The following is a 21,991-nucleotide window of genomic DNA, read 5'->3' as shown; positions in this document are numbered from 1 at the left end:
TTAGGATCACTCTGGCCTCTACTCAGGGGGAGCCTTTCTGACATTGGGCCGGTCGCCCCTTGGACCTTTGAGTGATGGATAGAGGGCTAGCTGACCGTGCTGATGAAAGATAGCTTTTACCGTCCCGCTGCGGTATAGCTCATCAAAGCTTGCTTGCCAGCTCTGTATCACCGGGTCCGGAGTCTGTTTATTAAAAGCTATATATAACTTAGCTGTTTTTACAGTAAAAACAGCTTCAAACTCGCTGGAGTTTAGCTTCAGCTGTGCCAGAGTTTCCCTAAAAGTACTTCTGGCGACGCACCAGAGATCAATCCTGCCTAGCACAAGCTTTTTCAGATTTTGCTTCGGGTAAACGGCTTCATCTAATAGATGTAACCCTCTTGCATTGAGGAGTTGTTGATTGATGGTTCCCCTTTCAACACCAATCAGGTATTGCTTGGCGTCTTTCAGGGAGTGAATTTTAAGCCGGGAGGACCTGAGGGCGTAAAGCTCAAAATGTTTTTCAGCCAGGGGGCCGACCCATTTAAACTCATGCTCCCTCTCTTGGGTGCGGGTGGTAGAGAATAGAGCCGTCCCCGGGGTATTCAGGGTTTTCTTATATGCTCTGGCCCAGGGGTAGACCTGGATTGGCTGGTTATTGTCATGACTGGCTTTTAGCATCCGCACTATATCTGCACTCGGCCCTTCGAGCTTGCCTTGTTCCAGATAGCTCAGGGGTCTGTAGTTTTCAGCAATGAAAGTGATTTGGGGTGCAGAATGAATGAGCGTACTAAAAAACAAGCCCAAGGATAGCAGCAATAGTTGAAGAGGCTTTGGCATTAGTGATGGAGCAAGGCACACTGAATCCTCCTTGAGACTTTCAGTTTAATACCACAGGATGTCCCTGAGCTCATCTATGAACAAATTTAGCATATGACCCTGTAGGGCCTGTTGATTTAGATAGCCTAAGGGCTACTCAATTTTTTTGGGGGCGTCCTGAATAATCGAGATCAGTTCTCTGGCAAAAGCCGCTTCACAGGGGTGATCGCAACCTCTCAGCTCATGCTTATCATCACAGTAGCCGGGGCAATCGGCGATCTCGGATCTGGATTTTTGGTAGTTTTCTCCCGTATAGAGATCTTTGAAATCCCTGACCTCAACAGCCATGGTTGAGTGACAGCCATCTTTATCGTGAGTAAATAAAAAAAGGCCCTCATCGAGCTGCTCCAGGTCAGCCTGGTAGCCATTGAGAGTGAGTGCCGGATCCTGTAAAAAAACATCACGGTTGTTCCAGGTTTGGGAGCACATGGGGCAGACTTTAAAAGATTGTGGCTGGTGAAATAGCTCTATGGTTGCCATGATGTGTTGGGTACCAAAAGAGACACTTTCTCCAAAGTGGTTGGGGATGAGTTTTATTTGGTGATTTCTGCTGAGAATATCCTGGACCACACCCTGGTGAATGATGGAGGAGCTCTCGGGTTCCTGATATGAGCGCAGAGGCTTAATGATATAGGTTAGCGCCCGGTTATCTGTGGTTAGCCACAGCATCTTCTGGGGAAGCTTTCTGGTGACTTCATCGGGTGAGACCCTATTATGAACATCCCATTTGATATCTGACATAAGTGATGAGCCGGATTGTGTGCTTTTTACAAATGTAGAGTTCAATCCACACTGTGTCCAATTGACTCTTTTTCTTAAGCGAGTGAGGGGAGGTATGATTTTCTGTGCCTGGAAGGGGGGAACGAGTGCCAGCCCTGAAAGCTAGCTACTGAGTCGCTTCGGCAGCGGCCTCTGTGCAATCAGTAACAATTCCCTGGATCTTGAGCCAGTACTTTTCCTGGCAGCGGTTGTGAAACCTCTTACAGGTGGGAGTGATACTCAATTGCGCCGGTTCTACCACCTCATAGCTAATCCAGCACTCTTCACAGATCTGTTCACTGGGTTGGTCATCTCGCTCCACCAGGTAGCGAATGACCACACCATTTTCAAAGTAATAGAGTGTCTGCTGCTCATGAACCCTGATCTCATCATCCAGGTAGCTGTTGGTAGAGCTATCTTGGCGAAGAACATGGAGTGAAAGGGTTGGCTGGTGAATGGCTTTGATGTAGCTGAGCAAGCGGTTCATACAGTGTCACAAAAGGGCGCGGTTAAATGAGTCCGTGCAGGGTATCCGATCTACGAAGGATCAACCAGGGGCATTTGACGGGGATTGGCCAGATACAGCAGGAGAGCTCCTGCCGTTCTGGCCATTAGGCTGATCAGAGCTCAGCCAGCTCCTCAACAGGTGCTTCGGTCGCGACCTGTTCGCCAAGTAACTTGGAGGTTAGTGTTCCGGCCACCACGGCGCCGTTGACATTCAGAGCCGTTCGTCCCATATCTACCAGAGGCTCAATGGCTATCATCAGAGCAACCAGGGCCACCGGGAAGTTGAGGGCCGAAAGTACGATCAGCGAGGCAAAGGTACCGCCACCACCGACACCGGCAACACCCAGTGAGCCCAGCGCGATAATAGGTAACAGCATCAGCAGAAAGTGCAGGCTAAAGGGGTCAACTCCCATCAGCGGAGCCGTCATGGCAACGATCATCGCAGGATAGATACCGGCACAGGCATTTTGGCCTATGGTTGCACCAAAGGAGGATGAGAAGTTGGCAACGGCTTCCGAGTTACCAAGCTTCATCTGAGTTTCAATATTCAGGGGGATCGAGGCGGCACTGCTGCGGGAAACAAAGGCAAATGTCAGCAGGGGCCACACGGTTTTCAGGTAGCGGACCGGGTTAGTTCCCGAAAGTACCAGGATCAGCCCATGGATGATAAACATGGCGATGATGGCTGCGTAGCAAGCGACAATAAAACCGACCAGGTTCAGCAGATCCTTGGGGTTGTAATGAACCATCACCTTGATGATCAGGGCCATGACGCCATAGGGGGTGAGGTTGATCACCATTTTCACCAGGCGCATCACCCAGTGTTGGGCCATCTCGATGAAGCTAAGGATCTTGTCGCCAATTTCGGGTTTCTCCTGGCGTAGCTTGAGAGCCGCGACTCCGGAAAATGCAGAGAAAATAACAACCCCAATCACTGAAACCGAGCGGCTTCCGGCCAGATCGCTGACAATATTGGTTGGGATCACCTCCAGCAGCATCTGGGGAATCGTGAGTCCCTTCACCTCAGAAACATGTCCCTGCAAAGAGGCGTTTAATGCATCCATGTTGTCATGGTTGATCAGGTTTGCTGCAGATAGCCCAAAGATATGTACCGAGGCGACTCCTAAAAAGGCCGCGATAGACACGGTGATCATCAGGATTGCCAGGATGCTAATGCTAATTTTCCCAAGGGATTGAGCGTGCTCCAGGCGAGCCACCGCCGACATGATGGAAACAGTGACCAGAGGAATCATCACCATCTTTAACAGGTGAACATAGCCACCTCCAACAATATCGAGCCACTCCATGGCCTTGGCCATTCCGGCATTTTGATGACCAAGGGTCCACTGCAGGACAAAGCCAAAGATCACACCGATAAGTAAGCCAAAAAGAACCTGGCGGGATAAGCGAATCTTCTGCTGTTGCAGCCTGAAAATAAATAAACTAAACAGCACAAAAATAATCAAAATTAACAGAGATGTTACCATTGTTATAACCATCCATCTGAATTCAGGTATTTAGAGTTAACAAAAATTTATCGTTCTGTCAGCGTAAAGCTTCGAAATAGTAACCCTTATGAAAGTGCTGATATATATGGCTGGTGCAAAATTTTCTTATATTTTGTATTAGATTTTTTACATATAGTTCGGCAATGGAACCCTTTTCTGCCTCGGCTGTCAGTAAATAAGCCTAGCTTATTGATAGTAAGTACACTCATCGATTGATTAATTTCAGGCTGGCGAACTTTAGGCATCGTTTAATAATTAGAGGTTCATCAAATTTAGGACGAATATTTCTGCAAGCTTTATGTTGATTGTCTGAGGGGGAGTCCGGGTGAAATAGAGTTAAAAACAGCAGAAAAGGGTTTCATCCAGAAACAAAGGGTTATTTTTGCTAATTGCTGTGTTTTTTTTGAACGTTTCTGATTGCAATGACTCGAAAAGTAGGATAACGATAGTATCTCAGTGATTCAGACAGACAAGGAGAAGGGAATGAATCAGGATGTGAGCTCGGCCTTACAGGGATATATCAGACAGATAGAGCAAATGCTGGATGAGGGGAAGTCTTTTGCAACTATCGCTAATGAGATAGGTACTCAACCCGAGATATTGAGTCGTTATTACGCACTACATCTTCGGCAGCAACTCCAGCAGTTGAACAAAAAAGTAGAGCAGACCGATGCTCTGGCGGGTCAGCTGGAAAAGCTTACCCGGGTGACCTTGCCAACCTCAGAGCGCAGAGTGATGAAACAGCGCAGTAGTGCCATTCGTATGCTGCGTCAGTATGGGTACCTGCATCAGTAATTTTTTACAAGGCTCAGCGCTCGTTTCTCTGAGCCGAACCTCCCCGGCTCAGATCGCGGGCCAGGATCAGGCCTAAGCCGATAATCTGTAGGAAAAGAGCCAGGTTTCTCATCTGTGATGTTTCCTCATTGAGGTGCTGCAGGGTACCGTCCAGCTGCAGGTTCTTCAGATAGAGCTCATCGATGCGCTCTCTCTCCTGCTGTTGCAGTTTTGAGATAAGACTCATCCAATTTCCTAATTGTGACACCGCAAGTTTCGGGAGAGAAACCTCCCCGACCCATGGCTGCATGCTCTGTTTTATCTGAGAGCTGATTTCCGGTGTCAGCTCAGGAGTCTGTAGCAGCAGGATCAACATCTCCCGTTTTCGCTCGAGGGTTTCAACCCTTTGCCAGGTCAGGGAGATCAGGTTCTGATTAGCGGATTTTTCAACCTCAATGCCACTGATTTTGCCCTGCATCCCATCAATAAAAAAATTGGTCAGCAGGGCCGAGATGATATTAAACAGCAGGCCAATGGCGACCAGTAGCCAGGCCGGGGGGATGAGCCTTAAGTGTGTTTTTTGAGATAAGTTGATCGCCATCCTGGCTCCCTGGCTTCTTTTGAAGTGAGTCGACTGTTTTGTGCATAGACAAGTAAAGCACAGATCCCCGGAGCGGGAGGTGAAACCACCGGGCGGCTCGCAAAATTTGCCAAGGGTGTACCTATTACACCAAGAATCGGTGCATTCTGTTGGAAGATTCGGTAGAGTGGAGAGGTTTTGATTCACACTGGGTATTGTCATGGAAAGCTCCTCCCGATATGAAAAGTTTCGGCTCGCCTTAGCCTCATTTTTGCCAGAAAGCGCCTTAATTACCGATCTCTCCCTCCGGATGGCCTATGGCACAGATGCCAGCTGTTACCGGATGGTTCCTCAGTTGGTGGTGAAAACCACCCGGGAGCAACAGGTGGCTGAAGTTTTACGCTTGGCGGATCAGATGAATATTCCGTTAACCTTTCGGGCAGCCGGGACCAGCTTGAGCGGTCAGGCTGTGACGGACTCGGTTTTGCTGACCCTGGGTGATGAATGGCGAGACTTTGAGATTAAAGATGGGGGACAGAGGATCTCGGTTCAGCCCGGGCTGATAGGAGCGGAGGTCAACCGTATCCTGGCTCCTTTGGGGCGTAAAATCGGACCTGACCCAGCTTCAATTGAGGCGTGTAAGATAGGTGGGATCGTAGCAAATAACGCATCGGGTATGTGTTGCGGGACGGCACAAAACAGTTACCAGACTCTGGCGGCTATGACGCTGTTACTGGCCGATGGTAGCAGGCTCGATAGCGGCGACCCTCAGAGTGTGGGGGCATTCAGGCAGTCCCACGGTGAGCTCCTTAATGAGCTACAACAGCTGGCTGAAAAGACCCGTCAGGATGGTGAGCTCTGTGAGCTGATTCGCCATAAGTATCGCCTTAAAAATACCACGGGCTACAGCCTCAATGCCCTGATCGATTTTGAGGATCCCATCGATATCCTGACTCACCTGATGGTGGGTTCAGAAGGAACCCTTGGCTTTATTAGTGAGGTGACCTATCACACGGTCGAGGAACACCCTCATAAGGCCTCTTCACTGATCTTTTTTAAGGACATTCAGACAACTTGTGAGGCCGTTGTTGCTTTGAAATCGGCGCCGGTGGCTGCGGTAGAGCTATTGGATCGGCCGGCGCTGCGCTCGATCGAGGAGCTCCCCTCGGTGCCGGAGCTTATCCGGGAGCTGGGCGATGAGTGTGGAGCCCTGTTGGTCGAAACCCGGGCGGGCAGTGAGTCACAACTGGCTGAGCAGATCCGGCAGATCGATTTAGCCCTGGATGGCTTATCCCGGGTGGCCTCGGTTCCATTTACCGATGATCCCGCTGAGTATGGACTGTTGTGGAAGATCCGTAAGGGTGTCTTCCCCGCCATAGGTGCGATGCGTCCCGAGGGTAGCACAGTGATCATTGAGGATATTGCGGTGCCCGTTGAAAAGCTCGGAAGTGCAGTGCTCGATCTGCAGCAACTGTTTGTCACCCATGGCTATCCGGAGGCGGTGATCTATGGTCACGCCCTGGAGGGAAACCTGCATTTCGTATTTTTCCAGTCCTTTGATTCTGCGAAGCAGACCGAGCGTTATAGTGGTTTTCTTGAGGCGGTTTCTCAGCTGGTGGCGGTTAAATATCGGGGCTCCCTTAAGGCTGAGCATGGAACCGGGCGCAATATGGCTCCATTTGTGGAACTGGAATGGGGGGCGCGCGGCTATCAACTGATGTGGCAGCTCAAGCAGTTGCTCGATCCCAGGGGGATTTTGAATCCCGATGTGGTTCTCAGTCGTGATCAGGGGGTTCATCTTAAACAGCTCAAGGCGATGCCGCTTGCCGATGAGTTGGTGGATAAGTGCATTGAGTGTGGTTTTTGTGAGGCGGTCTGCCCCTCCCGGGATCTGTCGATGACGCCGCGCCAACGCATCACCCTGTGGCGAGAGATTCAGCAGTTGCACCGGGATGAGAGCGATCTTGAACGTCTGCGAGAGCTTGAAAAGAGTTATCAGTACCAGGCCATAGAGACCTGTGCCATGCCTGGCTTGTGTGCCGACCGTTGCCCGATGGGGATCAATACCGCCGAACTGATGAAAAAGCTCAAGGCCCGGCAGCATGGATCTGTCTCTTTGAAGATCGCCAGCTGGACGGCGGATCATTTTGCGACGGTGAGCTCAGGGGTGAGAGGTGCCCTGAGTGGAGCCTCTTTGCTTCAGTCGGCGCTCGGTAACAGGGGGATGGAAAAGTTAAGCCGGGGGGCTCGCTACCTGAGCGGTGATCGCCTTGGTCAGTGGTTGCCCGAGATGCCAAAGGCTGCTCGCTTCGACCCTGGTCCTCAGGCTCACAGCGGGAAGGACAAGGTTGTGTATCTGCCAAGCTGTGTCTCCCGAACCATGGGGCCAGCCAAGGGTTCATCCCTGGAGCCGCTGATTGATAAGACCCTGGCCCTGCTGAACAAGGCCGGATTTGAGGTGATCTTTCCCGAAGGGGTGCAAGAGCTGTGCTGTGGCATGCCCTATGGGTCTAAGGGGTTCCCCGAGCAGTCGGAACACAAACAGAACCAGCTGCAACAGGCGCTGCTCAAAGCGAGTAACCAGGGGGAGTATCCTATCTATATGGACACCAGCCCCTGTAGTCTAAAGAGCTCCCTGGCACAATCCGGGGAGCTCCCATTGAAGATCTATGAGCCCTTCTCCTTTATCTATCATTATCTGGTTCCGAGGCTGGAGTTCACGCCGATCCCAGAGCCTGTGATGCTACATGTCACCTGCTCCAGCCGACGCAAGGGGCTGGCCGAACTGATGCGTGAGTTAACCCGGATGTGTGCCTCTGAGGTGATTGAGCCTTCGGGGATCGATTGCTGTGGCTGGGGGGGCGATAAGGGCTTTAATCGGCCTGAGCTCAATGAATCAGCGTTGCGCCACCTTAAGCAGCAGGTACCGCAGCAGTGCCGTCGGGGGTATCCAATAGCCGTAGCTGTGAGATCGGCCTCTCCCGTTACAGCGGTGTTGAGTATGCTTCGATCGTCTACCTGGTGGATGAGGTGACTCGCCCGCTGAGGACGGGGCCGGATCTGAACTAAACCTATCATCTCTGATGAAGGGCCTCCCTTGTGAGCTGGATCTTGCTTTTAGTTTCGATTGGCTCATATTTATGGATCCCCAGCTGTGTAAGCCCTAATTTCACAGAAACAGAAGTTGTAGCAGACGGAGAAAACTATGGCCAACATCCTGCTCCTGGCAAATCTCAATTGCGATCATGTGCTATCGCTCAACCATGAACTGCATAGCGGAGGACGGATCACTTACAGAGATCAGGGGCGCCGCCTGGGGGGAGGTGCTGCGAATACCGGGACCGGCTTGCTGTGGGCGGGACACAGGGTTCAGGTCGCGGCCAGAGTCGGTTCCGATGAGACAGGTCAGTGGCTGCTTGAGCAGACCCGGGGAGTGGGGCTGGATACCGAGTATGTCGAGTGTTTCACTGGTGAGACCGGTGAGCTATTGATCCTGCTGGATGTCAGTGGTGAGCGAACCATACTACGCCAGCAGCGGCGCCCGGACCTTCCTCATAGGTTACCTGAGCAGGGGGTCGACTATCTCTACGTCAACTGGCAGGGCAATGAGCTCAAAGAGTATATGCAAAAAATGCAATCATGCTGCCGGGTGATAGCCCAATATCCCTCAGGGACAGCTGAGCTGCGGCCGGCCCACATCCTGATTGCATCGCACTGCGATCTCGACCTGAGTGATGATCCCTGGCAGCAGGCCCGCAGCATCGGTGGTGATAAGCTGGAGTGGCTGGTGATAACCTATGGGGAGCGGGGAGCCGAGGCGATCAATGCAGAGCAGAAGATCAGGGTGGATGCCCGGCCGGTTTCTGTGGTCGATACCACGGGGGCGGGAGATGCATTTGCCGGTGGCCTGATCCATGCTCTGGCACAGAAGCTGGAGATGAAGCAATCCCTGGCGATGGCAACCGAGTGGGCTGCATTCGCTGTATCTTCGAGCTCATCAACCCCCTCCCATGAACTCAAGGCCTGGTTGCGTAACTACCCGGGGAAGAGTGAGCAGCCAACAGAGCCAAAATAAATTGTAATTATCCTGTTGTCGGAGCACATTTATAGACAGCATCATCAAAAGATCTCAAGAGGAGAGAGTGATGGAAGGGCATCATTATCAGCATATATTGGTTGCGATCGACCTGGCTGAAGATAATCGCAAAGTGATCGATAAGGCGATCGACAGGGCCAAGGCTAATCAGGCCAAGCTGTCGATTATCCATGTGGACGTAGATCTCAAAGATCTCTACACCGAGATGATCGATATTGATATCGATAATGTCCAGAACCAGGTGATTGAAGAGAGCATGGGGAAACTCGAAGAGTTTCTTGCGCAGATTGAGTTTCCGATCAATAAGAAGCTGGTGGTGTGTGGCGATCTCTGTGAGCGGATCTGCCAGGCGGTGGAGAACTATGAAGTGGATCTGATGGTTTGTGGCCACCGCCAGAGCTTCTGGAGCCTGCTAACCTCTTCGGCTCGCCAGTTGATGAACACGGTTCCCTGCGATCTTCTGGTGGTTCCTCTGGATAAATAGCCCGGGCTTGGCCCGGGGCTAGTACATTGTTTCAACCCGATTGTTGGTTGCCTGGATATCATTCAAGGCCGCCCAGTGAATACCTCCCTGTATGCCCGATGCCAGCGCTTATGCTGGCACGGGCTTGGATGATATCTCTGACAACTTTTAGGCTGAGCTTGCCACACAGGTCAAATGCTCCGAAATGAGATGTTAGATTGGGGCTTAAATTTACCCGGGACAGAGAAAAGGGCCCCGAAAAATTGCACCTTGCTTGGCAAACAGGTTAGAATTTCGACCATGAAGCTATTTGATACCGCTTTTAACCTGTTTTGGTGGCGCTGCTCTTAACGCGGCGTGCCTTATCGTATCTGATAGAAAGTAGCCGCCGGGATTATGGCGGCTTCTTTTTACCCGCCTCAAAATTTCGGCTCACAGAAAATTTTGGAGAATAAAATGTCAGCTAAACCCGTTATTCTTACCGGAGATCGTCCAACAGGTCGCCTGCACCTGGGGCACTATGTCGGCTCCCTGATGCAGCGCGTTCAGATGCAGGACGATTATCGTCAATATATCCTGATCGCTGATCTCCAGGCTCTGACCGACAACGGACATAATCCGGACAAGGTTACTCAGAGCGTGCTGGAGGTAATGGCTGACTACCTGGCGGTCGGTCTGGATCCAGAGAAAACCACCTTCTGTCTGCAATCAGAGTTACCAGCTTTGCCTGAGCTGACCATGTATTACATGAACTGGGTGACCATCTCTCGTCTGGAGCGCAATCCAACCGTGAAGGCAGAGATCAAGCAAAAAGGATTTGAGCGTAGCCTGCCAGCGGGCTTTTTGACCTATCCTGTAAGCCAGGCCGCAGATATTACGGCGTTTCGTGCTGAGTATGTTCCTGTGGGAGATGATCAGCTGCCGATGCTTGAGCAGACCAATGAAATCGTTCGTAAGTTCAACAGCCTGGCCGGGCGTGATGTGCTGACCGAGTGTAAGCCAGTGCTGAGCAAGGTGAGCCGTCTCCCCGGAGCCGATGGCTCGGCCAAGATGTCTAAATCGCTGGGCAATGCGATCCAACTGGCTGCATCAGCCGATGAGATCAAGCAGTCGGTGATGAGCATGTATACCGATCCTGAGCACTTGCGGGTTGAAGATCCGGGTAAGATCGAGGGTAATGTGGTCTTTACCTATCTGGATGCTTTCCATCCGGATCAGGATTATGTCGCAGAGCTTAAGGCGCACTATCAGCGCGGTGGCCTGGGAGATATGAAGTGCAAGCGGATCCTCAATGACTGCCTGCAGACCATGTTGGAGCCGATCCGTGCACGTCGGGAAGAGGCGATGCAGGATCCTGCGCATCTGATGGCGATTCTCAAGCAGGGAACCGAGAAGGCGCGTGAAGTATCCGGAAACGTACTGGCGGATGTGAAAAAGGCGATGGGCCTGGATTACTTCAGCAAGTTCTAAAGCGATACCTGCGGGGCTGGCTGAGTGTCGGCTCCGCTCTTTTCTGGATTAACTGTCCTGCCACTCCCCATTGTACTCTCTGTCGGTTCACTCCGGTTTGCGTTTTTTATATTCAGGAGCGCTTTCTTATAGCTCGTCTCTGATTGGCGACTCTAACTCAGCAAATCTCTGTGAAGAGAGTTGACTCACCCTGCCCCTAGTATCTGAAGCCTGCCATCCGGCCTTTTACGGCACAGGGGAGCAGATATCTTTACCGAGCATCCTTATCTCAGTAGTCATTATCTTCGAAAAGAGGGAAACGATATGAAAAAATGGTTTGCGCTATCTCTGATTGGTGCTTCTCTAGTGGTTTCAAATGCGGTGTTTGCACAAGCAAGTTCCGTCCAGCCTTCAACAACCCATCATGTAGCGGCCAGTCATCAGGTCAAACATCATAAAAAGGGCTTGTATAAAAAGAGCGCCTATAAACCCCACACCCATAAAAAGCTTAAAGCGAAAAAGGCTTAACTAAGGGGAGTGGCCGCCGCTGGGCGGATAGAAAGATCAAAGACCGGCTGAGCCGGTCTTTGCTTTAGTAAGTCACTTGTGATTACAGGCTACGGGCACGCATCTCGAAGATCATCTTCTCTGCAGTGCATCCGAACTGGATCTTACCCTTGAGAGTCACAGTGCCATTTTCGCTGCTAATGGATTGTTCCACCTTGGCATCGGCATAGATCTCTTTTGCCAGGGCGACACACTTGGCAAACTGCTCTTTGAGCTGCTGCTCGTTATCTCCACTGAGCGAGAGCTCGAGAATATCATCTCCCTCTCCGATGACGGTGCCAATTTCAGCGAAGGCGCCACATGCATCACAGGTTTCCTGAACTTTATTCTCTACAGACATGGAGTGGGTATCCTTATTGAGTTTATAAGCACAAGGCCGCAACGATCAGCCTCATGAGCAGGCTGGAATCGATAGGCGTATAGGCTATTTTAGCATGGCCTTAAGCAACGGCAGTCCTGAAAATATAAACAATCTGTTTAACACAATGCAATCGCTCTGGTGGTGACTTGCATCCAGGCACAAGCTCAGGTTCTGTGGCATCAACAGAGCCAGGGCCTGTGCGACAGATCACAGCCTGCCGGCTCTGTGGTTGAGGATAAAGGCTCCTTTGAGTATGGTGCTCTCATCACGGCGTGTGGCGCAGTCTGGTAGCGCACTTCGTTCGGGACGAAGGGGTCGCTGGTTCGATTCCAGTCACGCCGACCACATTTTGAGTTTGATACTACACCTGAGAATCACGAGTTGCTCTAGCTCCGAAGCTTTTTGTTATGGGGCCGTCTCCATTACCCGGATACTCGGAAGCATATAACGTTCGAAGATCTCTTCCTCAGTGCCGTTGCTGCGTATGATCCCCATGCCTCGGTTGAATAGGGTGATGATCTGTGCAGCCTCCGGATTTTTTTTACCGACCAGCAGGTATTGCTCATTGTTGTAGACGGTTTGCTGAATATTGGTGATCTGCACCCGCTGGGAATAGGGCAATTTGGCTAAAAGGTGGTAGCCAACCTGAAAGTCCATCACGAACAGATCAATGCGATCGCGCAGCAGTTTCTTGAAGTTATTTGTATCTGAGATGGCGCGCTCCAGACCAAATGCCTTATCAAATTCCGCCATCAGTGGTCCATAGCTATAGCCTATGGTGCCGGCAATCTTGTAGTTTTTAAGCTTATCGACCGTGATTGTCTCAGCAAGCTCGGGGAAGCTGCGTCGCTTAAGGTGAAACAGGGTTTCGTTGACGAGCGAGACCCGGCTGCCAAAGAGGAAGTGCTGCTCCCGTTCGTCATTCTTATACCAGGGAAAAGTAACATCATAGATCCCCTCCCGGGTCAGGTTAAAGGCTCTGGCCCAGGGGAAACATTTTGCAAGCAGTGTGACGCCAACCTCCCGGTAGGCTGCCGTGACCGTATCGATGAGAGTCCCCCTGGGCTGATCGTCCTGACAGCTGATATAGGGAGGCCACTCTCCCACCGCAGCCGAGACCTCTCTTATTTTGGAGTGCAGGTTTGTGGAGCTGAACAGTAGCAGAGCTATGGCGGTGTAGAGGGTGAGTTTCACATGCTTCTCCTTGAGTCACCAGGGGACAGCGATGAACCGTTTCCTGGGGAAGATGGCTCCGGCTGGCGTTTAATCTGGGAAGGGCTACAGCTCGTAGCGAGCCAATGCTTCCAAAGCGCAGCATGTTCACGTAGCCATAGATTGGCACTCTCTTGCACATCCAGTTTGTCCAGTACAACCCGGCGGGACATCTGAGCGATCTGCTCAGAGGTGAAGTCGATTTTTTGTAAGAGCTCGATGGCACAGGGCGCTCGCTGGGTAAGCCTGGCATTGGCTACCTTCTTGATCCAGCCCTGAGAAACCTCTCCACAATCATGGGTGACCTCAGGGTTGATGCCCCTATTCGGATCGGTTTTACACTCGGGGTGCCAGGGAGGAAACTCAATAAACTTTCCGGGGTAGGCTGCACTCGTCCAATTTGGGGTCCAGTTATATAGAACGATCGCCTGTTTTTTGGCTACGGCATGTTTCAGTGTTTGCCATAAAATATCCTCATCAACTCGGACCACTTTGAACTTCATCTTAAGCGCCCGGATCCGCGCCATGTCCTGTTGCTCCCAGTGGCCAGCGAGATAGCGTCCCAGGGGGGCCGTATCAGGCTGTACGAATATCTTCCAGCAGTCACGAAGAGCGCGCCAGTCCGGCAGGCCCGGGCAGAGCTTCTCGACATGGATGGGATACCACCAGTCTTCCCGGCTCCTGGCTTGATAATCTCCCAGGCACTGAATCATCCCGTTTTGTAACAGTTTCCTGTACTTATCTCCCATAGAGCTTTCCCAGAGCTCCATCTGCAAATCGGCCCCATCATATTTAAGGAGTCCCCACTGCTGATCATTCGCTCGGTTTTTAAGGGTGGGCGCCTGGATAAAGCGAGTCTGATAGCCCTGTTTTTGCAGGAGCTGAGCCGTGATCTGGCTGATCACCAGCTGACTGGGCCAGTCGTTAAGGATCAGACGAATGGGTTGGGAGTGAGCTGCTGCTGGCATCAGCAGTAACGCAATGCCAATAAGATGTGTCCTGAACCACATGTTGCTGAATATCCTGATTCAAAGCTCTATCTGTAGTTTAGGTCAGGGGGAGCTATGTTGCCGTGCAGGCAGAACCTGCACGGCAATACGTCACTTCAGGGTAAAGTCATATTTTTTGATCGAAGGGTTCTTGACCTTGGAGTAACTGGTAAAGTCGATATTCTTCCAGTTCCTCCTGGCGAGTTTATTCTTCATCTCATCCACATTCTGTTTGGTGATCGCCATCATGGGAGAGCGGAACTGCAGGGTTTCATCGGCAAAATCTTTGCCGTGAAAGTAGTCATAAAGGATAACGGCCACCCAGGCACCCTCAAGTATGTGTCCACCCATGGTGGCAATCATCTTGGGGTTGCTCTTCACCATATCGATCCCCTCGACAGACCAGTCGACCCCGCCGGTTATAAACTCCTTCTTACCCAGGGCGTGGAGCACTCCGATCGCCATGCCATCACTGGCAGACCAGAATACATTGATATCCGGATAGCGGTAGTTCAGTCGCGAGGCCTTAGCCGCGGCCATATCGGGAGACCAGTTAGCATAGACGATCTGTTTTAGTTCGACCTCGGGGTGATCTTCTAAGTAGCGTACCAGACCGATCTGGCGCTGGATCGAAGCCATATCTGCAATGTTGCCAAGCAGAGCAACCATATTGACCCCGGAGTGAATTTTTTTGGCCTGTTTGGTCAGGATCTCTGCCAGCTGATAGCCGGCACCCGAGTCGTCCGGGAGCATCTCACCGATCCAATATTTGTATTTCTCTCTGGGGCTTCCCATGTTGTCATCGGGAAGAAAACCCGAGTTAAAGGTAAAGATGGGAACCTTGGCCTCATTAGCCATCTTGACGATCACCGGCAGGCGCTTTTTAAAGTTGGGGACGACAATGGCATCAAACCCGCTCTCGATCGCTTCTTTTGCCTGATGCTCCATCCGGATATGGCTATTTTGTGCATAATAGTGGACACAGCGCATACCCAGTTGATCGCATGCTTGCTCCATCAGGCCATAGACCAGTCCCCAGAACATGTCGTCCTGCTCCCTGGTAGTAAATACGGCGATACTCTTGCGCTCGGAGGTTGCGGAGCTAGCTTGGTCCGCAACCGCTGGGCTTGCCTGGGCGCTATGGATACTAAGAACGCTAAATACCAGCAGCAAGATCATCATCAGCTTTTTCATCTTGAGCCTCCTGAAACTCCATTTTCAGCAAAAGTAAGGTCGAGCTGAGATTGGTGGCTGATATAAGTATAGAAGCCGAATGCCGGCTATTCTCCGCTTGGGGGTTGTGGGCTGTATCGGGGAGGCATTGCAACTGTGTGAGTTGCGAGATTTAAGCTGAACTTTAGTGGTGGACTTCTCTTAAGCGATCACCGATATTTCGGGTTCAGGGCCTATTAGGAGACAATGGTGCGCCATCAGGATAAGCAGTTTGTAGCTCACTCGTTCAAAGATGAGCAGATATCAGAGCATCAGTTTTATCGCTGCCACTTTATCGACTGTGATTTTCGCGGGGCCGATCTGAGCGAATGCAGTTTTATTGAATGTAATTTCTTTGAATCAGGCGAAGAGAAAAGCTGCTGCTTCAGCGGGGCGACACTTATGGATGCCAGCTTCAAAAAGTGCGACCTGTCGATGGCTAAATTCAATTATGCCAACTGTCTGGGATTGGAGATCCGGGACTCGAAGGCTTTGGGCTGTGATTTCTCAAGGGCAGCTTTTAGCAGCCAGGTGAGTCGTAACTCATTTTTTTGCCGCGCCGAGCTCACCGGAAATAATTTAAGCTACAGCAATTTTCAGGGGACTACCCTGGAAAAATGTGATCTGTCTGCAAACCGCTGGAATGGCGCGAATCTAAAGGGAGCATCCTTTGTGGATTCAGATCTAAGCCAGGGGGAGTTTCGCGATATCGACTGGAGAAGTTTTGACATCAGTGGCTGCGATCTGCGTGAAGCCGAGCTGGGACAACTGGATGTGCGTCAGGTTAATCTGCAGGGGGTTAAAATAAGCCACTGGCAGCAGCAGGAACTGCTGGAAGCCCTGGGGTTGATCGTATTCCCATAGAGGGTGAGGCAACTTGCCTCACCCAGACCCGGTTACTCTTTTCCGTAAACGTTATTTTCCTGCTCACGGACCTGAATAAAGGTGGTTCGCTTGGTGAGCTCCTTGAGTCGCGCCGCTCCGACATAGGTACAGGTTGAGCGAACGCCGCCCAGGATATCCTGCAGCGTATTTTCGACAGGGCCGCGGAACGCCAGCTCTACGGTTTTCCCTTCAGAGGCGCGATACTTGGCAACGCCACCGGCATACTGCTTCATCGCGGTCGCAGAGCTCATGCCATAAAAGCGCATATACTCCCGGCCATCTTTTTCGAAGCGCTCGCCACCCGACTCACTATGAGCTGCCAGCATACCGCCGAGCATCACAAAGTCAGCGCCACCACCAAAGGCTTTGGCGACATCCCCCGGACAGGTACAGCCGCCGTCACCGACGATCTGCCCGCCCAGGCCGTGAGCTGCGTCTGCACACTCGATGATGGCTGATAGCTGTGGATAGCCAACGCCGGTTTTGACGCGGGTGGTACAAACGGAGCCTGGCCCGATCCCAACCTTAACAATATCCGCGCCGGAGAGGATCAACTGCTCGACCATCTCTCCGGTCACCACGTTGCCGGCGATAATGGTGTGGTTCGGGCAGTGTTGACGCATCTTCTGCACAAAACTTGCGAAGTGCTCCGAGTAGCCGTTGGCAACATCGATACAGATAAACTGTAGCTCAGGCTCCTGCGCCAGGATCGCCTGGGTCTTTTCGAAATCCTGATCAGAGGTTCCGGTGGAAACAATGACATGCTTGAGCAGGCGCTTGTCGACACGGCTGGTGAACTCTCGCCACTGGTCAACTGTGTAATGCTTATGAACTGCGGTGAGTACATCATGGCTGGCCAAAGCTTCGGCCATCTCAAATGTACCAACGGTATCCATGTTGGCGGCGATTACCGGAACGCCAGACCACTTGCGGCCTGAGTGCTTGAAAGAAAATTCGCGTTCAAGTGATACTTCTGAGCGGCTCTTGAGAGTCGAGCGCTTAGGGCGAAACAGTACATCTTTAAAACCAAGCTTCAGATCTTGTTCGATATGCATTTCATGCTTCCTATGGCAGAAATAAAAAAACCGGAGGCTTTTAGCAAGCTCTCCGGTTTTCGACATTGTATGGAAAAGAGTCTCATAAACAAGACTGATAAAAATAATTTTACTGTGATACCATCGTTTCTAATAACCTGCAGAAACCTCCTCGCTATCTATTCCATCTCAGAGCGCTCACTTCTTAACTGTTTGTTTTTATTGATTTATTTTTTGTTCTTTTTAACGGGCCTGTACTCTCAGGTTATAACTTCATGGCGATTGATTCTCATTTGAGTCGACTTTATCGGGTCTGGATTCCGGGGAGACTTTCTTTGGGCGATGAAGAGACAATGAATGTTCATTATTTTGTTTCAATCTTCTTTTTTTGTATTTAATTTTTCGTCGGTATTTATTAATGGACTGGCAGGGAGAGCCTGCTGTTGATTAAGCTTCTGCTCAATGTCGGGGGAGATTCCAATATCCCGCTGAGTTTGATTTTATATTCAGCAATAATTCGCTTTAAGGTGCCATCTTCCCTCATTCCTTCGAGAGCCTTATTAAATCGTTGCTCTAATAACAGAGAGCGGGGCGACTTTCTGGAGAAAAGAATATACATTTTGTTGGTCTCAAGAGGAGGTGAGAGCACCGAAACTTGCCGCTGCTCCTGTTTGCTGAAGTGATTTTTCATGAGATCAAAGCCAACTGCCTCATCTGATGCAACCAGATCCAGACGTCCGGCAACTAATCTCTGCATGTTTTTAAACAGGTTATTTGCCTTAACCTTCCGGATATAATTTGCCTGGTCAAAGTCCGTCGTATAGTGGTAGCCATTAATCACCCCGACTCTATACCCCTTTAAATCATCCAGGTTTTTGTAATCGATCTGTCGCTCACTTAGTTTGAAAAAGACCAGCTGACTCTCACCTATCGATCTGCTGTATATAAAATCCGCTGTTCTCTCTTTGGTAAAATAGCCGGCCATCACACCGTCGTAGAGCCCTTTTCGAGCGTGCTCCAGGGCTCGCTTCCATGGAAGAAATGCGATGATCAGTTGATACCCGGCACGTTCAAAGGCACTGCGGGTGATCTCACTGAGGATACCCTGTTGTTTGAGATGCGGTCCGTAGTAGGGAGGGAATGAGTCTGTTGCCAGGATCACGGTGGGCCTGGCATGGGCCCAGAATGAGAGCAGCAGCAATGACAACAGAATCCAGGTACGAGCCATCAAATTCCCCATTATTTTTTCTTTAGTGTAGTTGTCGGCAAGTGACTGATCAGCCCAAAACTTGTCGTACATCAAGAAATGGACTCAAATGTTGTGGACAGTTGCGGTTGTTTGTATATAATCCGCCCTCTTTTATTTCAGGCAGGGTTTCGTGATGAAGCTGTTTGCAGGAATAGGTACAAAACACAACTGGGTGGCGTCGGCGAGACAATGGTTTTTAGCTATCATGCTATTGAGCCTGGCCAATGCGATCCTGATGATGTCCAACCAAAGCCAGTTACTGGCGGTTGGGCCAAACTTGCCATATCTGCTAGCCAATTCCGGTCTATTCGGCATGCTGAAGAGCTCAACGGTTTATCTGATGGGGAGTGTGCTATTTGCGGTTATCTTTGGTGCGTTATGGCTTGCGGCCGGAAGCTCACGAGCTGGCCGGGTGATAGTCGCCCTCGGTATCGCAGTGGTATTATACGGGGTTGATGCCCTCTCGATGTTGCTGCGCAGCAACTTTGATTGGGTGATGTTGGCTTGCCACTGGTACCTGTGGTTTGTCATGCTGCGAGCCCTCATGCAGCTAAAGAAAGAGAGCCGGGTTCGCTCTCCTAACGTCGCGCTCGCCTGAAGAGGGCCCCGGGCCTCCTGACTTCATCAGGCGTTCTGACAGCTGTTCTCGCGCTTAAACCAGCGCAGATTGATAAAGGGGCCATCTTGTCCGATAGGCAGGTAGCCCAACCTCAGATAGAGAGATACCGCTGATTTGTTGTCCCGAAAGGCACTCAAGGTGCAGCTTTGCTGTGCCGTTAATAGATTCCTATGAATCCAATTTAAGGCCTCTGCTGCAACACCCTGCTCCCTGTAATCCTCAAAGATGACCAGCAGATGTAGCGTGATCCCTGAGGGATTGTGTGCCATGCACACCAGCCCCTTATCCCTGTCGTCACTCTCCAGCCAGTGAAACCACTGCGGCTGAAACTCCCCAAAAAAATGCTCCCGCTGCTGCTCTTCATCCCAGCCGAAGTGTTCCTCGACAAAGGGATACAGGGACGCCTTGTAATGGGCAAAGGCCTGCTCCAGCTCATCTTCTCTGAGTGGACGTAATTTAATTTTCATCATCTCTCCTTGTGTCACTGGTTGAGTGGATACTTCCTGTCGCCACTCTCATCGGGTTAAGTGAGAGGGTTGGTTTCTGTTGCCTGCCTCGCCATATATTCACTTTCATCGATCAACTCATCAGGGCTTTCGATCCGGTCGATAAAGGTCTTACCATCCAGATGATCACACTCATGCTGAATGACTCTTGCCACAAATCCCGAAAACTTCTGGTGACGGGAATGGCCATCTTCGGTCAGCCAGCTCACCTCGATACTGGTATGGCGAGGCACCAGCCCACGTTTTTTGGCGACACTCAGGCAGCCTTCCCAGCCTTTTTCGATTGAGTCAGATCGCCAGAGGATCTTAGGGTTAATCATCACCATAGGCTCCATCTGCGGGGCATCCGGATAGCGGGGATTCGGTGACGAGGCGATCACTATGATGCGCCACGGTGCAAATAGTTGTGGGGCCGCGATGCCAACCCCATTGGCCTGTTTCACAGTGTCGAGCATCTCCTGGATAAGTTTTCGGGTATCTCCATGGTAGATGTCTGTGACTGGCTCTGCGGGCTGACTGAGTACGGTAGCACCAAGTTGTGCAATGGCGGGCTGCGACATATCTCTCTCCTTAGAGGCTTGGAACCTGAAGCAATCAATCTGTCATCAGCCCCGAGAATATCATCTGTCTACCCCTCTGCCTATGGTTAAAAACCAACCGGTATAAAAGTGATGGAGTTCACATAAAAAAGCCCGGCATTTGCCGGGCTTGGTGTCACGAGAGTTTCGGTTAGCTAAACTTACCAGCGGCCAGGAAGAATAATATTCTGCTTATGCTCAATCGATCTTGCGTGGAGGCTGAGTCCAGAATGATTCAGATAATCACAAGTCATGTTTTGAGTCGGTTGTTCTGGATTAAGCAAGTATTGGGTGGTCATGTTATCGACACAGCTAAAGTTATCTATGTAGCTAATGGCGTGTGTCGCTAGGTTCTCAACTGTCACGAAGCTTGCTTTTGTACCAAAGGCTTGTTGCATGCTTTTTGCCCATTTAAACGGGGTATTGGTATCTTTCTCTACTCCGATGATGAGTGCGTTAGGACCTGCTTGTAGACTGCCATCTATCTCTGGAGATATGGCAATTGGATCTTTTCTTTCTGTCCAGTCAGCGCAGGTTCCTAGTTGCTGCGCAACATAATCACCAAAGATGACTGACTCGCTAGCAAAGGTACTCGCAGCATTATCAGCATCAGGTTGTGTATAACCTATCAGCTGATCCGTACAAACGACATTACGAAAAGTTCGCTCTTCTGCTCCAGTAGAGGCCATAGTTTTAATATTAGATAGTGTATCTTTTAACTTGCTGGTTGATGAGAACGCGGAGAATCCATTATTGATATAACCAAGCAAATTTGCCACATCGTTTTTATTATAATCCCACTGCTCAATGTTTTGAGTGGTTATCACCTGTAGCAATGCTTGGATATCTCCAGATGACAGGGAATCAACTGAGTTCAGCGTATAACTGCCATCGGAGTTAAGGTTGCTCATCAATTGTTTCAAAGCATGGTATTCGCTAGAGTTTAGGCGGAATTTTGCGACAGTTTCGTCCCCGGCGATTTCATCCTTAAAAATATTAATAACTTCTCGTTCACGAGGATCCATGGGAGAGTCTAACACTAAGGCTCTTAAGTGTTCCGGATACTTTGCGGCATAAAGCGAGCCAAGGCGAGTACCGTATGAATATCCTAAAAAGCTGATCTGCTCTTGACCAAGAGCCTGGCGGAGTCGATCCATATCCTGGATCACAGTATTACTCCCCATAAATGGCGCTGTATCTTCACAACCATCAATTGTGCTGCAGCTTGAAAATGCACTTTTACCTGTTCCGCGAGGATCGAAACTAACCAGGTCAAAGTTGGCTTTTATTTCTGATGGCAAGCTGTTGTAGTAGTTTTTATCCTGCAGTGTGGAGACACCTTCTCCACCTGGGCCGCCAAAGTTAAACACCAACACCCCTTTGTAGTTACTAGGGGAGGTTGCTTTATGGATGGTGTAATAAAGTTGGACAGCTTCACCATTGGGGTTTTGATAATCCTTAGGTACCGCAAGGTATTTATTTGTAAAACCTGGCGTAGTTGTGGAGGAGCCAGAACTTGAGTCCTTAGAGTACCCAGAAGAATCACCCCCACCTCCACCACCGCAGGCGTTGAGAAGTAAAGCACAAGAGAACAGGCTCGCAACTAGCAAGCTCTTGGTGAGTTTAGCCATGAATGTACAACCTTATTTTGGATTAGCAGCAAAATTCAGAAAAAGGAGCCATAAAGCGCCTAAAACAACTTCCAAAAGAGTTTGAACAGATCCAGTGAAATGACTGCTCAAAGGGATAGAAGTAGGGGCGTTAGTGTGCGCTAACTGTTGAAAA

23 protein-coding genes and 1 tRNA gene are annotated in these 21,991 nt (G+C 50.5%); 10 read left to right on the top strand and 14 right to left on the bottom strand.

What is annotated here, in order from left to right; all coding sequences use genetic code 11:
- Positions 1–18 precede the first annotated feature (18 nt).
- The 4 genes from DB847_RS22730 to DB847_RS22715 all read right to left on the bottom strand — a co-directional run bounded on the left by DB847_RS22730 (position 19) and on the right by DB847_RS22715 (position 3,611).
- Positions 19–819, bottom strand: coding sequence for a substrate-binding periplasmic protein (locus tag DB847_RS22730; RefSeq protein WP_108652710.1), 801 nt, complete (start codon positions 817–819; stop codon positions 19–21).
- A 132-nt stretch (positions 820–951) separates the two neighbouring features.
- Positions 952–1,599, bottom strand: a complete 648-nt coding sequence (locus tag DB847_RS22725; protein WP_108652709.1) for a hypothetical protein — start codon at positions 1,597–1,599, stop codon at positions 952–954.
- 145 nt (positions 1,600–1,744) lie between these two features.
- Positions 1,745–2,104, bottom strand: coding sequence for a hypothetical protein (locus DB847_RS22720; protein WP_108652708.1), 360 nt, complete (start codon positions 2,102–2,104; stop codon positions 1,745–1,747).
- A 133-nt stretch (positions 2,105–2,237) separates the two neighbouring features.
- The gene (locus DB847_RS22715; RefSeq protein ID WP_199911668.1) at positions 2,238–3,611 is read right to left on the bottom strand and encodes a cation:dicarboxylate symporter family transporter; all 1,374 of its coding nucleotides are present in this window, start codon (positions 3,609–3,611) and stop codon (positions 2,238–2,240) included.
- A gap of 504 nt (positions 3,612–4,115) precedes the next feature.
- Here DB847_RS22715 and DB847_RS22710 point away from each other — a divergent pair.
- Positions 4,116–4,427 (top strand): hypothetical protein, encoded by a 312-nt coding sequence (locus tag DB847_RS22710; protein WP_108652706.1) that lies wholly within the window; start codon positions 4,116–4,118, stop codon positions 4,425–4,427.
- 13 nt (positions 4,428–4,440) lie between these two features.
- On the opposite strand, the gene DB847_RS22705 is transcribed toward DB847_RS22710, so the two are convergent.
- A complete protein-coding gene (locus DB847_RS22705) occupies positions 4,441–5,007 on the bottom strand; it encodes a hypothetical protein (protein ID WP_108652705.1) in 567 nt (188 codons plus the stop codon).
- A 199-nt stretch (positions 5,008–5,206) separates the two neighbouring features.
- On the opposite strand from DB847_RS22705, the gene DB847_RS22700 reads away from it, so the two are divergent.
- From DB847_RS22700 to DB847_RS22680, 5 genes are all read left to right on the top strand, one after another.
- The gene (locus DB847_RS22700) at positions 5,207–8,020 is read left to right on the top strand and encodes an FAD-binding and (Fe-S)-binding domain-containing protein (RefSeq protein WP_325049113.1); all 2,814 of its coding nucleotides are present in this window, start codon (positions 5,207–5,209) and stop codon (positions 8,018–8,020) included.
- 171 nt (positions 8,021–8,191) lie between these two features.
- Positions 8,192–9,061: a PfkB family carbohydrate kinase gene (locus DB847_RS22695; protein ID WP_108652704.1), complete on the top strand. Its 870-nt coding sequence runs from the start codon at positions 8,192–8,194 to the stop codon at positions 9,059–9,061.
- Between the two features lie 70 nt (positions 9,062–9,131).
- Complete coding sequence (locus tag DB847_RS22690) at positions 9,132–9,566, top strand: universal stress protein (protein ID WP_108652703.1); 435 nt, start codon at positions 9,132–9,134, stop codon at positions 9,564–9,566.
- Positions 9,567–10,001: 435 nt separating this feature from the next.
- Complete coding sequence (trpS, locus tag DB847_RS22685) at positions 10,002–11,015, top strand: tryptophan--tRNA ligase (protein WP_108652702.1); 1,014 nt, start codon at positions 10,002–10,004, stop codon at positions 11,013–11,015.
- 303 nt (positions 11,016–11,318) lie between these two features.
- Positions 11,319–11,522: a hypothetical protein gene (locus DB847_RS22680; protein ID WP_108652701.1), complete on the top strand. Its 204-nt coding sequence runs from the start codon at positions 11,319–11,321 to the stop codon at positions 11,520–11,522.
- Positions 11,523–11,604: 82 nt separating this feature from the next.
- On the opposite strand, the gene DB847_RS22675 is transcribed toward DB847_RS22680, so the two are convergent.
- Positions 11,605–11,901 (bottom strand): DUF406 family protein, encoded by a 297-nt coding sequence (locus DB847_RS22675; RefSeq protein ID WP_108652700.1) that lies wholly within the window; start codon positions 11,899–11,901, stop codon positions 11,605–11,607.
- Positions 11,902–12,060: 159 nt separating this feature from the next.
- On the opposite strand from DB847_RS22675, the gene DB847_RS24610 reads away from it, so the two are divergent.
- Together DB847_RS24610 and DB847_RS22670 are read left to right on the top strand one after the other, a co-directional pair.
- Positions 12,061–12,213 (top strand): hypothetical protein, encoded by a 153-nt coding sequence (locus DB847_RS24610; RefSeq protein ID WP_159084806.1) that lies wholly within the window; start codon positions 12,061–12,063, stop codon positions 12,211–12,213.
- Positions 12,191–12,267: transfer RNA gene (locus tag DB847_RS22670), tRNA-Pro, on the top strand. The genes DB847_RS24610 and DB847_RS22670 overlap by 23 nt, the downstream gene beginning before the upstream one ends.
- 60 nt (positions 12,268–12,327) lie before the next feature.
- Here the strand turns inward: DB847_RS22670 and DB847_RS22665 are convergent.
- The 3 genes from DB847_RS22665 to DB847_RS22655 form a co-directional block, all read right to left on the bottom strand.
- Positions 12,328–13,116 (bottom strand): substrate-binding periplasmic protein, encoded by a 789-nt coding sequence (locus tag DB847_RS22665; RefSeq protein WP_108652699.1) that lies wholly within the window; start codon positions 13,114–13,116, stop codon positions 12,328–12,330.
- Positions 13,113–14,144 (bottom strand): ABC transporter substrate-binding protein, encoded by a 1,032-nt coding sequence (locus tag DB847_RS22660; protein ID WP_108652698.1) that lies wholly within the window; start codon positions 14,142–14,144, stop codon positions 13,113–13,115. Before DB847_RS22660 ends, DB847_RS22665 begins: the two co-directional genes overlap by 4 nt.
- A 90-nt stretch (positions 14,145–14,234) precedes the next feature.
- The gene (locus tag DB847_RS22655) at positions 14,235–15,317 is read right to left on the bottom strand and encodes an ABC transporter substrate-binding protein (RefSeq protein WP_108652697.1); all 1,083 of its coding nucleotides are present in this window, start codon (positions 15,315–15,317) and stop codon (positions 14,235–14,237) included.
- A 228-nt stretch (positions 15,318–15,545) separates the two neighbouring features.
- On the opposite strand from DB847_RS22655, the gene DB847_RS22650 reads away from it, so the two are divergent.
- Positions 15,546–16,199 carry a Qnr family pentapeptide repeat protein gene (locus DB847_RS22650; RefSeq protein ID WP_407644429.1) on the top strand — a complete coding sequence of 218 codons (654 nt, stop codon included), beginning with the start codon at positions 15,546–15,548 and terminating at the stop codon, positions 16,197–16,199.
- 32 nt (positions 16,200–16,231) lie between these two features.
- On the opposite strand, the gene DB847_RS22645 is transcribed toward DB847_RS22650, so the two are convergent.
- On the bottom strand, positions 16,232–17,275 hold the full coding sequence (locus DB847_RS22645; protein WP_108652695.1) for a GMP reductase: 1,044 nt from the start codon (positions 17,273–17,275) through the stop codon (positions 16,232–16,234).
- 394 nt (positions 17,276–17,669) lie between these two features.
- The gene (locus tag DB847_RS22640) at positions 17,670–18,482 is read right to left on the bottom strand and encodes a substrate-binding periplasmic protein (protein ID WP_159084805.1); all 813 of its coding nucleotides are present in this window, start codon (positions 18,480–18,482) and stop codon (positions 17,670–17,672) included.
- 154 nt (positions 18,483–18,636) lie between these two features.
- Here DB847_RS22640 and DB847_RS22635 point away from each other — a divergent pair, with 154 nt between their 5' ends.
- Positions 18,637–19,101 carry a hypothetical protein gene (locus DB847_RS22635; RefSeq protein WP_108652693.1) on the top strand — a complete coding sequence of 155 codons (465 nt, stop codon included), beginning with the start codon at positions 18,637–18,639 and terminating at the stop codon, positions 19,099–19,101.
- Between the two features lie 26 nt (positions 19,102–19,127).
- Here DB847_RS22635 and DB847_RS22630 read toward each other — a convergent pair whose 3' ends face one another.
- The 3 genes from DB847_RS22630 to DB847_RS22620 all read right to left on the bottom strand — a co-directional run bounded on the left by DB847_RS22630 (position 19,128) and on the right by DB847_RS22620 (position 21,837).
- A complete protein-coding gene (locus DB847_RS22630; RefSeq protein WP_159084804.1) occupies positions 19,128–19,589 on the bottom strand; it encodes a GNAT family N-acetyltransferase in 462 nt (153 codons plus the stop codon).
- Positions 19,590–19,645: 56 nt separating this feature from the next.
- Complete coding sequence (gene def / locus DB847_RS22625) at positions 19,646–20,188, bottom strand: peptide deformylase (RefSeq protein ID WP_108652691.1); 543 nt, start codon at positions 20,186–20,188, stop codon at positions 19,646–19,648.
- 179 nt (positions 20,189–20,367) lie between these two features.
- Positions 20,368–21,837, bottom strand: coding sequence for an alpha/beta hydrolase (locus DB847_RS22620; RefSeq protein ID WP_108652690.1), 1,470 nt, complete (start codon positions 21,835–21,837; stop codon positions 20,368–20,370).
- Positions 21,838–21,991: the final 154 nt, after the last annotated feature.

The organism is Dongshaea marina (genome assembly GCF_003072645.1).
GTDB classification, from domain to species: Bacteria; Pseudomonadota; Gammaproteobacteria; order Enterobacterales; family Aeromonadaceae; genus Dongshaea; species Dongshaea marina.
The sequence above is the reverse complement of the archived record's forward strand: the minus strand, read 5'-3'. Positions and strand labels throughout refer to the sequence as shown.

Coding starts and splice junctions, on each gene's coding strand:
- DB847_RS22730 (WP_108652710.1), bottom strand. CDS start 819: ATGCCAAAGCCTCTTCAACTATTGCTGCTATCCTTGGGCTTGTTTTTT.
- DB847_RS22725 (WP_108652709.1), bottom strand. CDS start 1,599: ATGTCAGATATCAAATGGGATGTTCATAATAGGGTCTCACCCGATGAA.
- DB847_RS22720 (WP_108652708.1), bottom strand. CDS start 2,104: ATGAACCGCTTGCTCAGCTACATCAAAGCCATTCACCAGCCAACCCTT.
- DB847_RS22715 (WP_199911668.1), bottom strand. CDS start 3,611: ATGGTAACATCTCTGTTAATTTTGATTATTTTTGTGCTGTTTAGTTTA.
- DB847_RS22710 (WP_108652706.1), top strand. CDS start 4,116: ATGAATCAGGATGTGAGCTCGGCCTTACAGGGATATATCAGACAGATA.
- DB847_RS22705 (WP_108652705.1), bottom strand. CDS start 5,007: ATGGCGATCAACTTATCTCAAAAAACACACTTAAGGCTCATCCCCCCG.
- DB847_RS22700 (WP_325049113.1), top strand. CDS start 5,207: ATGGAAAGCTCCTCCCGATATGAAAAGTTTCGGCTCGCCTTAGCCTCA.
- DB847_RS22695 (WP_108652704.1), top strand. CDS start 8,192: ATGGCCAACATCCTGCTCCTGGCAAATCTCAATTGCGATCATGTGCTA.
- DB847_RS22690 (WP_108652703.1), top strand. CDS start 9,132: ATGGAAGGGCATCATTATCAGCATATATTGGTTGCGATCGACCTGGCT.
- trpS (WP_108652702.1), top strand. CDS start 10,002: ATGTCAGCTAAACCCGTTATTCTTACCGGAGATCGTCCAACAGGTCGC.
- DB847_RS22680 (WP_108652701.1), top strand. CDS start 11,319: ATGAAAAAATGGTTTGCGCTATCTCTGATTGGTGCTTCTCTAGTGGTT.
- DB847_RS22675 (WP_108652700.1), bottom strand. CDS start 11,901: ATGTCTGTAGAGAATAAAGTTCAGGAAACCTGTGATGCATGTGGCGCC.
- DB847_RS22660 (WP_108652698.1), bottom strand. CDS start 14,144: ATGTGGTTCAGGACACATCTTATTGGCATTGCGTTACTGCTGATGCCA.
- DB847_RS22655 (WP_108652697.1), bottom strand. CDS start 15,317: ATGAAAAAGCTGATGATGATCTTGCTGCTGGTATTTAGCGTTCTTAGT.
- DB847_RS22645 (WP_108652695.1), bottom strand. CDS start 17,275: ATGCATATCGAACAAGATCTGAAGCTTGGTTTTAAAGATGTACTGTTT.
- DB847_RS22640 (WP_159084805.1), bottom strand. CDS start 18,482: ATGGCTCGTACCTGGATTCTGTTGTCATTGCTGCTGCTCTCATTCTGG.
- DB847_RS22635 (WP_108652693.1), top strand. CDS start 18,637: ATGAAGCTGTTTGCAGGAATAGGTACAAAACACAACTGGGTGGCGTCG.
- DB847_RS22630 (WP_159084804.1), bottom strand. CDS start 19,589: ATGAAAATTAAATTACGTCCACTCAGAGAAGATGAGCTGGAGCAGGCC.
- def (WP_108652691.1), bottom strand. CDS start 20,188: ATGTCGCAGCCCGCCATTGCACAACTTGGTGCTACCGTACTCAGTCAG.
- DB847_RS22620 (WP_108652690.1), bottom strand. CDS start 21,837: ATGGCTAAACTCACCAAGAGCTTGCTAGTTGCGAGCCTGTTCTCTTGT.